Source organism: Lederbergia panacisoli, assembly GCF_024626525.1.
Lineage (GTDB): Bacteria > Bacillota > Bacilli > Bacillales > Bacillaceae_C > Lederbergia > Lederbergia panacisoli.
Genome location: NZ_JANJGU010000008.1, coordinates 38,160 through 53,597 on the forward strand (window position 1 = coordinate 38,160; position 15,438 = coordinate 53,597).

The 15,438-nt window shown below is 38.8% G+C and carries 15 protein-coding genes and 1 riboswitch; of the genes, 11 read left to right on the top strand and 4 right to left on the bottom strand.

What is annotated here, in order from left to right; genetic code table 11:
- Window positions 1-37 precede the first annotated feature (37 nt).
- Window positions 38-138: riboswitch (cyclic di-GMP riboswitch) on the bottom strand.
- A gap of 173 nt (window positions 139-311) precedes the next feature.
- On the top strand, window positions 312-1,061 hold the full coding sequence (locus NQ185_RS12125) for a YybI family spore inner coat protein (RefSeq protein ID WP_257582101.1): 750 nt from the start codon (window positions 312-314) through the stop codon (window positions 1,059-1,061).
- Window positions 1,062-1,140: 79 nt separating this feature from the next.
- Here the strand turns inward: NQ185_RS12125 and NQ185_RS12130 are convergent, their stop codons facing one another.
- Together NQ185_RS12130 and NQ185_RS12135 are read right to left on the bottom strand one after the other, a co-directional pair.
- Complete coding sequence (locus NQ185_RS12130) at window positions 1,141-2,073, bottom strand: aldo/keto reductase (protein ID WP_257582102.1); 933 nt, start codon at window positions 2,071-2,073, stop codon at window positions 1,141-1,143.
- Window positions 2,070-3,080, bottom strand: a complete 1,011-nt coding sequence (locus NQ185_RS12135; protein ID WP_257582103.1) for a Gfo/Idh/MocA family protein — start codon at window positions 3,078-3,080, stop codon at window positions 2,070-2,072. The genes NQ185_RS12130 and NQ185_RS12135 overlap by 4 nt, the downstream gene beginning before the upstream one ends.
- Window positions 3,081-3,388: 308 nt before the next feature.
- Here NQ185_RS12135 and NQ185_RS12140 point away from each other — a divergent pair, with 308 nt between their 5' ends.
- Window positions 3,389-3,913: a DoxX family protein gene (locus NQ185_RS12140; RefSeq protein ID WP_257582104.1), complete on the top strand. Its 525-nt coding sequence runs from the start codon at window positions 3,389-3,391 to the stop codon at window positions 3,911-3,913.
- Between the two features lie 141 nt (window positions 3,914-4,054).
- Window positions 4,055-6,172 carry a sensor domain-containing phosphodiesterase gene (locus NQ185_RS12145; RefSeq protein ID WP_257582105.1) on the top strand — a complete coding sequence of 706 codons (2,118 nt, stop codon included), beginning with the start codon at window positions 4,055-4,057 and terminating at the stop codon, window positions 6,170-6,172.
- A gap of 51 nt (window positions 6,173-6,223) precedes the next feature.
- On the opposite strand, the gene NQ185_RS12150 is transcribed toward NQ185_RS12145, so the two are convergent.
- Window positions 6,224-6,358, bottom strand: a complete 135-nt coding sequence (locus NQ185_RS12150) for a hypothetical protein (RefSeq protein WP_257582106.1) — start codon at window positions 6,356-6,358, stop codon at window positions 6,224-6,226.
- A 126-nt stretch (window positions 6,359-6,484) separates the two neighbouring features.
- On the bottom strand, window positions 6,485-6,754 hold the full coding sequence (gene ymaG, locus NQ185_RS12155; RefSeq protein WP_257582232.1) for an inner spore coat protein YmaG: 270 nt from the start codon (window positions 6,752-6,754) through the stop codon (window positions 6,485-6,487).
- Between the two features lie 342 nt (window positions 6,755-7,096).
- On the opposite strand from ymaG, the gene NQ185_RS12160 reads away from it, so the two are divergent.
- The 8 genes from NQ185_RS12160 to ggt (NQ185_RS12195) all read left to right on the top strand — a co-directional run bounded on the left by NQ185_RS12160 (window position 7,097) and on the right by ggt (NQ185_RS12195) (window position 15,400).
- Complete coding sequence (locus NQ185_RS12160) at window positions 7,097-7,723, top strand: hypothetical protein (protein ID WP_257582107.1); 627 nt, start codon at window positions 7,097-7,099, stop codon at window positions 7,721-7,723.
- Window positions 7,724-7,812: 89 nt separating this feature from the next.
- A complete protein-coding gene (gene flaG / locus NQ185_RS12165; protein ID WP_257582108.1) occupies window positions 7,813-8,178 on the top strand; it encodes a flagellar protein FlaG in 366 nt (121 codons plus the stop codon).
- A gap of 26 nt (window positions 8,179-8,204) precedes the next feature.
- Entirely contained in the window at window positions 8,205-10,280 is a 2,076-nt protein-coding gene (gene fliD / locus NQ185_RS12170) for a flagellar filament capping protein FliD (protein WP_257582109.1), read from the top strand.
- 33 nt (window positions 10,281-10,313) lie between these two features.
- Window positions 10,314-10,718, top strand: a complete 405-nt coding sequence (gene fliS, locus NQ185_RS12175) for a flagellar export chaperone FliS (protein WP_257582110.1) — start codon at window positions 10,314-10,316, stop codon at window positions 10,716-10,718.
- A complete protein-coding gene (gene fliT, locus NQ185_RS12180) occupies window positions 10,718-11,065 on the top strand; it encodes a flagellar protein FliT (RefSeq protein ID WP_257582111.1) in 348 nt (115 codons plus the stop codon). Before fliS ends, fliT begins: the two co-directional genes overlap by 1 nt.
- Before the next feature lie 114 nt (window positions 11,066-11,179).
- Entirely contained in the window at window positions 11,180-11,734 is a 555-nt protein-coding gene (gene hpf / locus NQ185_RS12185; RefSeq protein WP_257582112.1) for a ribosome hibernation-promoting factor, HPF/YfiA family, read from the top strand.
- 162 nt (window positions 11,735-11,896) lie between these two features.
- Window positions 11,897-13,507, top strand: a complete 1,611-nt coding sequence (gene ggt, locus NQ185_RS12190; RefSeq protein ID WP_257582114.1) for a gamma-glutamyltransferase — start codon at window positions 11,897-11,899, stop codon at window positions 13,505-13,507.
- Window positions 13,508-13,786: 279 nt separating this feature from the next.
- Window positions 13,787-15,400, top strand: a complete 1,614-nt coding sequence (gene ggt / locus NQ185_RS12195) for a gamma-glutamyltransferase (protein WP_257582116.1) — start codon at window positions 13,787-13,789, stop codon at window positions 15,398-15,400.
- Window positions 15,401-15,438: the final 38 nt, after the last annotated feature.

The window sequence follows — 15,438 nt, forward strand, 5'->3', positions numbered from 1 at the left end:
AGAATTCTTATATTTATGTAAATATAAAAAATCAGCATTTGGTAACCAGGCGATCATAGTAATAGGATTAATGCCCTATATTACCGTAGACCCTTAGCTTTGCGTCCTATCTTTTCAAATAGTTTGCCTTTTTCAATTTGATTCATATGAGACTTTGTATTCAGTACTTTAGTATATACCAATTTTCAACAATATTCTACATTATTTGCAAAAAATAACAGGGGAAGAATTAAATGTAACCTTGTTATCCCTACATAATTCTGAATATAATGCGAAACATAAATCAAACACCATATGTGGGAGATGATGCAATGAAAAAATACGTCATGATGCTCGTAGCTGTGGCCTTATTGTTTACCCTTCCTAATATATCTCCTGTTTCTGCAGCTAAAAATCCGAAAACGATTTTAGAATATTACCATGATGTCACGGGCGACGGAACTCCCGAGAAAGTTACTGTTTATGGGATTTCCTTCAAAGATAATAAAGATTATTATCAAGAAGTATTGGCAGAAATTGATGTAAAAGGGAACCGTAAAATTACAATCAATTATGAAGGTGGATTTGAACCGAAGCTGGAATTTGCTGATTTGAATCACGATGGTGTTGATGACATTCTTTATTCAAGTGCGACAGGAGGAAGTGGAGGACTTTATAATTATGCTTTACATACGGTGAAAGATGGAAAACTTTTTGAGTTGCCTCTTCCAGAACCACTGGAAATCGAAAGCTCTTTTCAAAATAACTTCCGGGCGGTAATGACTATACCAGGTATAAAGAATCCAATCCATTTAGATCTTACGAGTCGAAAAGCCGATTATATTAGGCTTGGTCTTTATCAGAAAAATGGTACATTAAATGAACCGGCAGAGTTGATGATTGATCCGATTGCGATCTTTAAAATAGTGAAAATAAATGGGAAGGATGGATACGGCTTAAAAAGCTATCGTCAAGTGAGTGGGGCCTATCATGCGGATGGAATTGGGACCGTGGAAGTCCTTTCCTATTATGAAAATGGCCGATGGAATACGATCGATGTACAATGGAAAGCTTCAAGATAACCCGGTGAGAGGTGAACCTCACCGGGTCTTTCTGTAGCTTCAAAGTAAACATTCGTGAACAAGCAGCTGCCACTATTTCTTATCTACTTCTAAGATCAAGCCACTTAATTTCGTCTTCTGTCAATTTAATATCAGCAGCTTGTCTGCATGACACCATTTCTTGCTTGTTTTGCGGTCCAATAATAGCAGCAGTTGGGAAGCTTTGATTCAATACATACGCTAAGCTGATTTGGATTGTTTCAACGCCTTTTTCTTTCGCAAGCTGTTCTGCACGGCGGTAACGCTCCCAGTTATCGTCGTTATAAAACACGCGAACTAAATCTTCATTGGAGCGATCTTCTGGAGTAAATCTGCCTGTGAAGAATCCGCGAGCTTGAGATGACCATGAAAATAGCGGCATATTGCTGCCTTCATGCCAAGCAAGCATTGGATCATCAACTGAAAGGCAGCCTGCCCAATATGGTTCTTGAGCTTTTGCAAGACTTAAGTTTGGACTGCTGAATGAAAAGCCGACAAGCCCATGCTTTTCTGCATAATCATTTGCTTCCTGAAGTCTTTCGAAAGACCAGTTAGAACCACCAAAAGCACCAATGCGTCCAGCTTCTATGTGGGCATTTAACGTTTCCAAAATTTCGCCGACAGGAACCTCAGGATTATCACGGTGAAGAGCATATAATTCAACATAGTCAGTCCGAAGTCTTTCCAAGCTGATTTTTAGTTCTTCATCAATCGCTTGTTTGCTGACGCGTGGACCTTCATGATTTGGATGAGCACCTTTTGTTAAAATGATGACATCGTCGCGGCGCTTGTTTTCTTCCATCCAAATGCCGATCGCTTCTTCACTTTTTCCACCGTAATAAATGTAGGCTGTGTCAATTGTATTGCCGCCAATTTCCAAATAATTGTTTAATACATCTGTCACAAGGTCCATTTTTTCTGGTGTGAAATAATCGGATCCCATTACTAGACTTGATATGTCCTTATCTACACCTTTAACTCGAATGCTCTTCATATGTTCATCCCCTTTAAATTTAAAATGATTCTTTCCTTTTTTTCAGCTGATTCTAAAGCTGCTTTTACTGCTCTCATGTTTTTTAGAATGTCCTCGAATGGGAATTTACTAGATTTCCCGTCGAGTACGCTTTCTGCAAAGCTATCAGCTTGGAGTTTATAGGAATTGATGTTGTCGTCCGGAACGGTTTCTGTTTGACCGCCCTTAATAATTTCGTATGACTGGTCACCTAAGAATGCAGCTTTTAAAACAATTCTTCCGTCGGAACCGAGAATTTCAAGCTCATTGCGGAATTCAGCCCACATGGCACAGTCGAATGTTAAAGCGACTCCATTTGAAAATTCCATTAAACCTGAAGCCATCATATCGACATTGTCGTGCTCAGGAGAGAACAAAGCATGTGTCGTAACGGCTTGTGGTTCTTCATCTAAAATTAAGCGAGCGGCACTGATCGGGTAGCAGCCGACATCATAGATGGCTCCGCCGCCCCATTCTTTCGTATAACGGATGTTATTGTAATCGCCGGCATTATTAAAGGTAAATACCCCATGGATTCCACGGACTTCACCGATTTCTCCATTTTTAATCCGGTTTTTAATATCTTCATATCGTTTTTGGTGGCGATACATGAATGCTTCGGCGAGGATCACACCAGCTTTTTCACATGCTTCAACCATTTCCTTTGCTTCAGCCTCGTTGAGCGCAATTGGCTTTTCGCATAAAATATGTTTGCCTGCTTCCGCAGCTTTAATTGTCCATTCTTTATGTAAGTGATTTGGCAGCGGGATATAAACGGCATCAATTTCAGGATCGTTCAATAATTCCTCGTAGCTTCCGTAAGCTTTTGCAATCCCTAACTCATCTGCAAAGTTTCTGGCGTTTTCTAAAGATCTACTTGCTACCGCAACAACTTCGCTTCGTTCTGATTCTTGAATTCCAGGAATAACAGAACGTTTTCCAATACTTGCCGTACTCATAATTCCCCAGCGAACTTTCCTATCTGACATCTAAACAATCCCCTCCTTTTTATAAAGTAGTATAGCATAAACTAGCCTTATCGCCATCTTATTTGTCATCGTTTTCATCATTGATTTTAAAAAATCATTTCAGCATCCAATTATGTCAAATTATTGAAATGTTGGAAAGGTCTGTTGCATTTAGTGAGGAACCGTAGTATATTATAAGTGAAAAGAGATAGTGAAAATATTCACAAACAAACAAAACATCATATCATCATAAGCACTAATAAATTTTTTTAAATAATAATGTGAAAAGTTTCACAAAATCTCTTTAACAAAAATATGGAGTGATTAAAATGAAAAAATTATTCGATGAGCGAGTCATTGGCATCATCTGGGCAGTCTTAAGAATTTGGCTCGGAGTACAATGGTTGCAGGCAGGCTGGCACAAAGCATTCGGAGGGTTTGATGCAACTGGATTCTTACATGGTGCTATTGCAAAAGCCGGTGGAGAGGCGCCAATCGTTCAAGGCTGGTACGCAGCATTTTTAGAAAATGTCGCTCTTCCAAATGTAAAACTATTTAACGTCATGATAGCATGGGGCGAATTATTAGTCGGTATTGGGTTGATCCTTGGTGCATTAACGATTCCAGCACTCATTGCAGCGGGAATAATGAATCTAAACTTCCTCTGGGCAGGAACAATTGCCACGAATCCAACATTGTTGCTAGCAGCATTTGTTCTGCTAATAGCTTGGAAAGGTGCAACATATTACGGAGCTGACCGCTTCTTAATCCCGGCAGTGAAAAAAGCAATTCAAAATCGCAATCAAAATAAATTAACGAAAACACCGAATGTTCATGCAGGGCAAAATGCATAAAGTTTGAAGGGAGAATCGCTTTCCATAGAGGGCGATTCTTTATTTTGCAAAAAAATAAATGAATTTGCTATAAATCTACATTTTTCTGCCGATAAAAAAGATACTAGGAATTTTTAATTGACAACACAAGGACGTGTTTAAATGGAATTGCATCATGCTCCCTGTATCCTGCTTTTTAACAAACAAAATCAATCCTTTTCTCCGATTAATGATCGAAATAAAATCTTTGAGAATTATCATACGACTATAACATCCAAGTTATTAACTTTGGAGATAGACAGTGGGGCAGAGGTTGAACTAATGATTGGCGAAAAGTTATTTGAAGTTACTTCAACACATCTTTCAAATAATGAATCCCTTTATGTTCTTTTGCCTTATATTGAAAAGGGTTTGTTTGAAGCAATTGAAATGGAAAAGACTTTAAGGGATCAGCAACAACGACTTTTTGAATTAGCAAAAGCAAATAAAATTTCTAAGGCCGAGATTCAATCGATGCTGCGGGAAATATGTGAAACCATTTCAATTTTACTAAATTGTGATCGAGTTGGCATATGGATTTTTAATGATGATAAGACGATTTTAACATGTCGCAATTTATATGATCGGCAATCCCATAAACATCTTTTAGGCGTTGAGTTGCATTCATCTGTTATGCCCCGTTATTTTCAAGAAATTGTTAAAAACAGATCTTTAGCTGTTACTGACACTGAAACTGATTTGCGTGTTCAAGAGCTGCAGGATGGCTATTTTCATCAAATGGGTGGAATTAAATCCCTTTTGGATGTTCCATTGATTTTGAGCAAAGGTATCGGTGGAGTATTATGTTGTGAGTCTTTTTCCGTGAAACCGTGGTCCGAATTAAATCAAACCATTGCGGGTATGCTCGCGGACATGGTTAGTTTCATATTCGAGCGGTTGAATTGGATTGAAGAGGAAGGAAAAATGCTGGAGCTTGCGTATACGGATCCGTTGACTGGGCTTTCCAATCACCATGCTTTTTTAGAACAAGTAAACGCGAAGATGAGAGAACTTAAGCCTGGCGAAAAAAGGTTGATGGTTTATTTACAGCTCGATCAGTTTAATAGTATTCAAGATGTTCTTGGTTACAGCAGTGGGGATGAAGTGCTATTGACGACTGCGAGGCGACTTCAAGATTCCATTCAATCAAAAGGACTTATATCACGTATCGGGTTTGGGCACTTTGCTTTATTTTTGCCGGCAAATTCAGAGGGTGAAATGAAATGTATAAGTATGGAGGAAATTGCCAAACGCCTTCATGCGCCGATGTTTATTCAAGGGCAGGATGTATATGTTACACATAGTTTTGGAGTAAGTATTTACCCTGATCATGGAAAAGACGCAAATAAATGCATTCAAATGGCCCAAGTTGCTCTAAACACGGCAAAGAAAAAGCATGCAAGATCTGTTCAAGCAAGATTCACTGAAGACATGATCAATATGCTAGAAGATGATCTTCTTGTTGAAATGAATTTACGTAAAGGTCTTGATTCAAATGAATTTGAGCTGTATTACCAACCTAAGATAAATAGTTTTACTGGTGATATTATAGGGTTTGAAGCATTGATCCGCTGGAATCATCCAGAAAAAGGGCTCATTCCACCTCTTGAATTTATCAGTTTGGCAGAATCTACAGGCCTTATAATGGCAATCGGGGAATGGGTAATCGTACAGGCCTTTATTCAGCTTGAAAAATGGAAGGATAATGGAGAACAGGATTACACACTTTCTATTAATATATCACCCCGACATTTCTTGCATTCAAGGTTAAATCGTTTTTTAAAGGAATGCCTTGATGAATATGAAGTAAATCCTAGCCAACTCGTTATCGAAATAACTGAAAATGTAGCGATGGAAGATTTTGAAAAAGTGAAAAATAAGATGACTGAATTACAAAAACTTGGCTTTTCTGTGAGCATCGATGATTTTGGAACAGGCTTTTCAGCTTTTCAGTATTTGCAGCATTTCCCAATCCAAGAGATTAAGATTGATAGAAAGTTCATAAGGGACATTGCCAATAATGAAGTTAGCAAAGGAATTGCTAAAACGATTATCGACTTGGCGAGCTTGTTAAAATTAAATGTCGTCAGTGAGGGTGTTGAAACGATTGAACAGTGGAGAACTCTTAAAAAACTCGGCTGTCCGCAATTACAAGGCTTTTATTTTTCAAAGCCAATGCCGATTAATGAACTGCAAACATGGTTGACTAATCACCAACAAGACGGACTAACTCTGCATTAATAATCAAGCCCCTCTTAAGCGTAGGGGCTTTTTGTTTAGGCGCATGCACTTTTATTCTTGAGAATTTCTATTTGTTTTGGAACCCATATTTTTAAACTGATTCATTAATTTATTGCGGGATTTTTCGTTTCTGAGTAAATAGGCTGCACCGAGGGCTAATGTGGTAAAAAGGGTTTTGTTTTTCATAATCGCATATCTCCTTTATAAGTAGATTTCTCATATGTTCTTATACCCTATTTCTCACGGAATAAACGAATGCTCGACATTTCCCGGGAAATGTCGAGTAAAGTGGAGATTGTTATTTCTTTTTTTTTAATAGTAATAAGGGTAATACGGATACGGATATGGATATGGATAGCCATATCCATAAGGACCTGCTAATAAAGATCCTGCTGCAAGGCCACCTACAAAGCCTAATGGAAATCCGCCAAAACCGAATCCAAATGGTCTTCCAAAACCAAACCCGGGGCGACCAAAGCCAAATCCTGGACGGCCAAATCCACCAAACCCAAATCCCGGACGGCCAAATCCACCAAAACCAAATCCCGGACGGCCAATTATTCTTTCATCGTGATGTTCCATAGGAACGTGTCCATAACCTTGTATTTGTTCGTAATGATTCACGTGGCATCCTCCTATTTATATAATGGGTAATCTTCCCTCCATCATATGCGGAATATGAAGGTTTGGAGCAGTTGGGACAACTAAATGGGCACTTGTCTAAAAAACAGAAAGGAGACTGGCATATTTACCAGTCTCCCTGACCCTTTAGGGGGTCTCCACTCCAAGGTCCACTTTGCAGCCATCAACATCGTACTTCATAAGGAACCACTCCTTTGATGGAAAAGTGATGTATGGAGTTGTACTAATCATGTTCCCGATTTAGTAGAAATTAAACATTTTTTTGGAAAAGTGGGGATTTAAATGAAAAAAACTTTCTTTATATCATTAATTATTGCCATCGTGATGATTGGATCACTCTCAGCACTTCAACTTTCAATGCCTATTGTTCTTGCCATAACGTTTATTTTCATTTTCTTAATAATACTTTCTCCTCAAATATACTATATGTATTTTTCAAATAATGTGAATAAAATTGAGAGATTCATGAAGAAAAATCTGAAACAGCCAATTATTGCTTTGTATTATGGTGTCGCTAATAATGATGATCAGTTTGTTTCGGATTCGTTGGAAAAGATATTGAAAAAGTATAAAAAGCCTCATCACCAAGCCATTTTTAAAACAGTTTATGCTTTATATAAAAAAGATATAACAGAAATGAAACAGTACATTATTGAGATTAAGCCACTTCAGTTTCAATATTATTATGAAGGCATTGTTTCTATTAGCGAAGGTGATTTTATAAAAGCGGAAGAGTACATAGGGAAAATAAAAACGGTTTGGATGAAATATGTATTGATGGCAAGTCTTGAACAGGAAAATGGATCCAAAGAAAAAGCAAAAACATACGCGAAAACAGCAATTGAAAATGCAAAAGGACTACAAAAATACTTAATATATAAGCATACAGAAAATTTTATAAATAAATGATGGTGCTATTCTTATCCCTAAACAAATGGAAATGATTGCCGATATTAAAAATAGATTATATTCAAACTGGTACGAAGGGGAGAAAACCAATGGTAGGACAAGTTGGAGGAGGTCTGTCGGTAAATTTAACGATTAAGGAATCTATGGTAGGCAAGGTAGAGGAAGCTAGTTCTCCTCGTGTGCAGACACAGGAAGTAGAAAAGAAACAAGTGTCATCTAATTTACTTACGATCGATCAAGTGGAAAAAGTAGTTAACAGCATGAACGACTTTTTGAAAGCTTCACCTTCCACTCATTTGAAATTCCAGTACCACGATAAGCTGAACGAATATTACGTGACGATTGTCGATGAAATCTCTCAAGAAGTAGTAAAAGAAATACCCGCCAAAAGAATGCTCGATATATTTGCGGCCATGACCGAGTATTTGGGATTAATGGTCGATAAAAAAATCTAATCTGTTGTGAATTGGAGGTATAACAGATGAGAATTGCAGGTCTTGCAAGTGGCATGGACATTGAATCCATGGTTAAAGATTTAATGCGTGCAGAGCGCATGCCACTCGATAAATTAAAACAAAAAAAGCAATTCCTCGAATGGCAGCGCGATGACTATCGTGCACTAAACACGAAAATGCTGTCGTTTAGGGATAAGCTTGCTAACTTAAAATTGACACCAAACTATCGTGCACGTACGGTTACCTCATCTAATGATACATATGTATCTGCTACAGTGACGAGCGGTGCTTCGCAGGCTTCGTATTCGATTTCGAAGGTGGAGCAGTTGGCGAGTGCTGCAGTGAGGGTTGGTGGAACCTTAACGGAAATAGATAACTCTAAAATTGATCCAGCTAAAAGCTTGTTTGATCAACAGGATGTTTTAAATATGATAGATGTTTGGAAAGATGGAGTAGTAGAAACAAAAAATCTCAATGGTAAAAAAGGAGATAAGATTCTTTCGCTTAATCTTGGTCCAGACGAAAAACTTCAAATTCCAAATGAAATTAGTGTAAAAGTAAATGGTCAAACATTAAAAGTAGTTACAGATCGTGAACCAACATCTGGTGAAGTTAAGATTGAAAACGGAGAACTAAAATTTGGGGTTGAATTATCACAAGATAGTACAGTTAAAGTTGAGTATGCACTTGAGAGTAAAACGAAAAGCATTAACACTAAGGAAAATGATGTCGCATTAGGTGGCTGGAATCTAGGGGTAAGCTCAATATCTACTCTGTCTTTGACCTTTACTGGTGAAGGTGTATCAGGAACGTATATACTAGGAGAGGAAAAAGATGGCATTGCGCAATTAATCAATGCAGATGGTGATGCCGGGGACGGTCCACTCAAAATTGGTGAAATAAACCTTGCTACTGGTGTAATAACATTTGAGGGATTTGGTGCAGACGGAAAAGATGGAATTCCACCAAATACCGAGATTGAAGCTACTTTTACCCAAAACTATTCTTCATTTGGAATTAATACTCAAACTTCAAAAGGGGAAATACAAGAAACTATCTTTATGACTGGAAACGATACGCTAAATAATGTTATTCGAAAAGTTAACGATTCCTCTGCTGGGGTAACAATGTATTATGATTCTTTTGCAAACCAAGTTAGTTTGACAAGAAAAGAGACGGGTGATTATAAAGATGGTGCAGGTAATGAAATAACGGTAAGTGGAAACTTTTTATTGAAAACCTTGAATTTTGAAAAGAGTTCCGAAACTGGCGGGCAAAACGCCATGTTCACAATCAATGGTCTTTCAACCGAGCGCAGCACCAATACCTTCCAAATGAGCGGGGTAACTTTTACCATAAAACAAATTTTTAATAAAGATAATGTAGATATTCAACCAATTTCTATTTCAATCGCTAACGACACAAACCAAGTATTCGAAAATATAAAAGCATTTGTCACGCAATATAATGAATTAATTGCTGAGATTAATGGCAAGTTAAACGAGGAACGCTACCGCAGTTATAAACCATTAACAGATGATGAACGTGAAGAATTGTCTGACAAGCAACAGGAAAAGTGGGAAGAGATGGCAAAGAGTGGTCTGCTAAAAGGGGACCCAGTTCTTTCCAGTGTTTTAACGAATATGAGACTGGATATGTCAAGCGTAGTTGAAACAAACGGCCTTTTTAAACAGCTAGCTACTATTGGCATTAAAACGACCGCCAATTATTTGGAAGGCGGAAAGCTAGAAATCGACGAGGCCAAACTGAAAGAAGCGATTGAAAAAGATCCACAGTCGGTAGAAAACTTATTCCGAGGCGATGGAACGACATCTGATCGCGGAGTCGTGCATAGACTATATGACACGGTCGATGCCGCTATGAAGAAGTTGCAGGAAAGAGCAGGGAGAGCCACTTCTACGAATCAGCAGTTCACTATCGGTCGTGAGCTAGATAACGTGGACAAGGGAATCACTCGTTTTGAGCAAAAAATGAAGTTGACTGAGGATCGATATTGGCGTCAATTTACAGCTATGGAAAAAGCGATTCAAAAGGCAAATCAACAATCGATGTATTTAATGCAGCAGTTTGGGGGCCTTTAGTTAATTAGCCCTTAAAAATGAGGAGTGAACAAAATGGCAAGCGCTAATCCATACCAAGCTTATAGAACAAATGCTGTAACGACAGCATCACCTGGCGAGCTTACATTAATGCTTTATAATGGTTGTTTAAAATTTATGAACATGGCGAGAATGGCTATTGAATCAAAGGACATGGAAGCGAAAAACACGAATATTCAAAAGGCCCAAAACATCATTACCGAATTAATGGTGACCTTGAATATGGATATGCCCATTTCTAAAAATATGATGGCCCTTTATGATTATGCGAATCGCAGGCTTATCGAAGCGAATATTCATAACGACGTTGAAATCATTCGAGAAGTTGAAGAACTTATCACTGAATTTCGTGATACTTGGAAGCAGGCCATCCAAATGAATCGACAGATGCAACATGCAGTTGGAGGCAGTGGAGTTTAATGAATGCTGTCGAAAAATGTGTGGAAATCACTGAAGAATTAATAACCGTGTTAAAGGCAAATTCCAATGATCGAGACAAGACCATCATTGAGATCGAACACTTATTAGAACAGAGGTCGGAATGGCTGTCTAAAATTAAAAGTCCGTTTTCTGAAAAAGATCAATTAATTGGAAAAAGGCTCACCATTTTAGACAAGGAAATGACAAATCAATTGAAAAAAATCCAGGTGGGCATTCAAAAAGATATAAATGGATTAGAGCAAAGAAAGATATCCGCGGAACGTTATACTAATCCTTATGCAGCCACTGAACAACTGGACGGAATGTTTTACGATCAGAGGAAATAAAAATTTTTAGTCAAATTTCACGTATTCGACAAAAAATTTATTGAAAACAGGCAGGATTTTTAAGTTGGTATATAGAAGTATATATACATAGCATTATAAAAGGAGGAGTTATATATGCTGAAATTCCAAATACGTGGTGAAAACATCGAGGTCACAGAGGCAATTCGTGATCATGTAGAAAAGAAAGTTGGAAAACTTGAGCGTTACTTTAATGAAACTCCTGAGGCAAATGTTCATGTAAACTTAAAAGTGAATCCTGATAAAAAATCTAAAGTTGAAATTACAATACCTATTCCGCAACTAACGCTTCGTGCAGAAGAAGTAAATAGTGATATGTACGCAGCGATTGACCTAATTGTTGATAAACTAGAACGACAAATTCGTAAGCATAAAACGAAAGTAAACCGTAAGTTCCGTGAAAAAGGAAACCCGAATGAATTTTTCAATACAAATGTTAACGGAGCTGCACTCATTGAAGAAGATGACGATGAAATGACCATTGTCCGTACGAAACAATTTGATCTAAAGCCGATGGACAGTGAAGAAGCAGTGCTGCAAATGAACATGCTTGGTCATAGCTTTTTCATCTATACAGATGCCGAAACAAATGGAACCCATATCGTTTACCGCAGGAAAGACGGGAAATATGGATTAATTGAAACGAATTAACAGAACTGAAAAAGTACGTAGTTTTTATTGCACGCAGCAGTTATTATGGCTGCGTGCTTTTTATATACAGAAAAGTTTTTGTGGAAATATTGAGTCTATTAAACTAAAATTAATGATAGGGCTTTCAGATAGAGAATGAAAAAATACTAGGGGGAAATTTTAATGAAAACAGATCATCAATATTATCCATATCCTTCGCAAAGAATGACGGTACACGGTCAAAAAGGAATGGTGGCCACGACTCAACCTTTGGCTGCACAAGCTGGCTTGAGGATAATGCAACAAGGAGGAAACGCCATAGACGCGGCAATCGCTACGGCAGCTTGTCTCACCGTAGTTGAACCGAATTCTACAAGTATAGGCGGAGATTCCTTCGCGCTTGTATGGACGAATGGGGAATTGCATGGACTGAATGCGAGTGGACCTGCTCCTAAAAGCATTTCTATCGAGAAAGTGAAAGAGATGGGGCATGATCATATGCCTGGAATAGGGGTGCTTCCCATCACGGTTCCTGGAACACCTGCTTCATGGGTGGCTTTGTCGAAGCGTTTTGGTAAATTACCGTTAACGGAAGTGTTGAAGCCTGCAATTGAGTATGCTCGGGACGGTTTTCCGGCATCGTCTGAAATCGGAAAGTTTTGGGATATTCGCTTTCGTGAATATACAGAGCAGTTCAAAGGTGAGGAATTCCAAGAATGGTTTAATGTATATGCTCCAAATGGAAGAGCGCCTGAAATCGGGGAGATTTGGAAATCGCCTGCCCATGCCAATACTTTACAAGCGATTGCTGAAACAGATGGTGAGGCTTTTTACCGCGGGGAGCTGGCGGAAAAAATGGCTGAATGTGTGGCAAAATATAACGGCTTTTTAACGGTAGAGGACCTTGCTGCTTATGAGCCGGAATGGGTTGAACCAATTAGCGTCAATTATAAAGGTTATGATATTTGGGAAATCCCTCCGAATGGTCAGGGAATTGTCGCGTTAATGGCCTTGCAAATTTTAAAGGACTTTGATTTTGCTACGAAGGATTCTGTAGATACCTACCATAAGCAAATTGAAGCTGTTAAATTGGCATATATGGATGGGTTAAAATATATTACCGATCCGAAAAAAATGAAAGTAACGGAAAAGGAATTACTATCTGAACAATATGCAGAAATTAGACGTGCTCTTATTAATGAAAAAGCGATCCTTCCTGAAGCTGGAGAGCCTGTCCCAGGTGGAACTGTTTACTTAGCTACCGCTGATGGAGAAGGAAACATGGTTTCCTTTATTCAAAGTCATGCAGGTGACTTTGGTTCAGGTGTAGTCGTTCCAGGTACGGGAATTTGTTTGCAAAATAGGGGCAGTGGATTTTCTTTAGATCCAAATCATCATAATGCTTTGGAAGGTGGAAAGAAAACGTTACATACGATCATCCCAGGTTTTATTACGAAAGATAATCAACCGGTCGGACCATTTGGTGTTATGTGTGGAATGATTCAACCACAGGCACATGTGCAAGTTGTCATGAATCTAGTCGATTTTCTATTGAATCCACAAGCAGCTTTGGATGCTCCTAGATGGAGATGGATTAAAGAAAAAATCATTGAGGTAGAGCCGCAATTCCCTGATCATATCGCAAAAGCTTTAGTGCGAAAAGGACATATCGTCCAACGAGCAGTCGATTCTGGAATGTTCGGGAGAGGGCAAATTATATGCAGAGATCCTGAGTCGGGGATATTATCCGGGGGAACGGAACCGAGAGCTGACGGAAGCATAGCAGTTTGGTAAGTTAATATTTTTGAAAAAATAAGGATAAAGTCCGTCGCTTTATCCTTATTTCCTTTTCTATTTTTTCCCTACATAGTAAAATGAAACTTATGTCATTCATTATGAAGATTCTTTTCCTAAATATAAATCTAAATAATTAAAGTAGATATTGTTCCTAAAACTGAAAAAACATGGGAGAAGAGCTGCTAGCTTAATAAGAACTGCTAAAACGTCCTTATTGGGCTTTTACAAACAACAAATTTTTAAAAAATAGCCATATTGAAAGAAGGCAGAGTGAGTATGAATTTGGATCATTTATATCAACCCTATACATCTCAGCGAACAACAGCATTCGCCAAAAACGGGATGGTGGCGACTTCACAACCGTTAGCTGCTCAAGCTGGATTGGATATATTGAAAAAAGGCGGGAATGCAATTGATGCAGCAATTGCAACAGCGGCAGCACTGACTGTCGTTGAGCCGACGTCGAATGGAATCGGGGGAGATGCATTTGCTCTCGTTTGGACAGATGGGAAGCTTCATGGACTAAATGCGAGCGGTCCTTCTCCGAAATCCATTAGTCTTGAAAAAGTAAAATCACTTGGTTATGAAAAAATGCCAGCGCATGGCGTCATCCCGATTACAGTACCAGGAGTGCCATCGGCCTGGGCAGAGCTATCCAAAAAATTTGGTAGACTTCCTTTAACTGAGACGCTGAGACCGGCGATTCAATATGCAGAAGAAGGATTTCCGTTGACACCTGTTTTAGGAAAGTATTGGAAGCTAGCATATAATCGGTTTTTAGAATTGTTTTCTTCGAAGGAAGAATTTAAGCCGTGGTTTGATACATTTGCTCCAAATGGAAGAGCACCAGAAATTGGTGAAATGTGGCACTCCCCAGGTCATGCAGCTACACTAAGAGCTATTGCCAACACGAGTGCCGAAAGTTTTTACAGAGGTGAGCTTGCAGAAAAAATAACTTCTTTTGTTAAGAAACATAATGGTTTTCTTTCTATGGAAGATTTAATTTCGTTTAAAGCAGAATGGGTAGAGCCCGTTTCAGTAAATTACCGTGGTTATGATGTTTGGGAAATTCCTCCGAATGGACAAGGAATTGTCGCCCTTATGGCCCTTAATATTGCGAAAGGCTTCAATTTTACAGAAAAAGAAAATGTAGAAACGTATCATAAACAAATCGAGGCGATGAAGCTTGCGTTTATGGACGGAAAAGCGTTTATAACGGAACCTGCGCATATGCCAATTAGTGTTGAGCGACTACTGTCTGAGGAATATGCGGAAAAACGCAGAGCAAAGATTGTGGGAGATGCTTTAGAACCGACCGTAATGGAGCTTCCAAAAGGTGGAACTGTTTATTTAGCAACAGCCGACGGTGAAGGGAATATGGTATCTTTCATTCAAAGCAACTATATGGGATTTGGATCTGGGATCGTTGTGCCTGATACAGGAATTGCCTTGCAAAATCGTGGACATGATTTTTCGTTGGATGAAGGTCATCCGAATGCATTGCAGCCAGGGAAGAGAACCTACAATACAATTATTCCGGGCTTTTTAACGAAAGATGGGAAGGCAGTTGGACCTTTTGGCGTAATGGGCGGTTATATGCAGCCACAAGGTCATTTCCAAGTCGTTTCCAATACAATCGATTTCCACTTAAATCCACAAGCTGCACTTGATGCACCTCGCTGGCAATGGTTAGAAGGGAAAAAAGTCCTGCTGGAACCTAATTTCCCTCTCCATATTGCTCAGGCATTAGCCCGCAAAGGCCATCAAGTACAATTAGCCGTTGACAGCGGTAGTTTTGGACGTGGTCAAGCCATTTGGCGCAACAGTGAAACCGGCGTTTTAATGGGGGGCACTGAGTCGCGCACGGATGGATCGATTGCAGCGTGGTAAATAACTAAGACAGAAATTTCTTGAAGTGCATCTAGTAA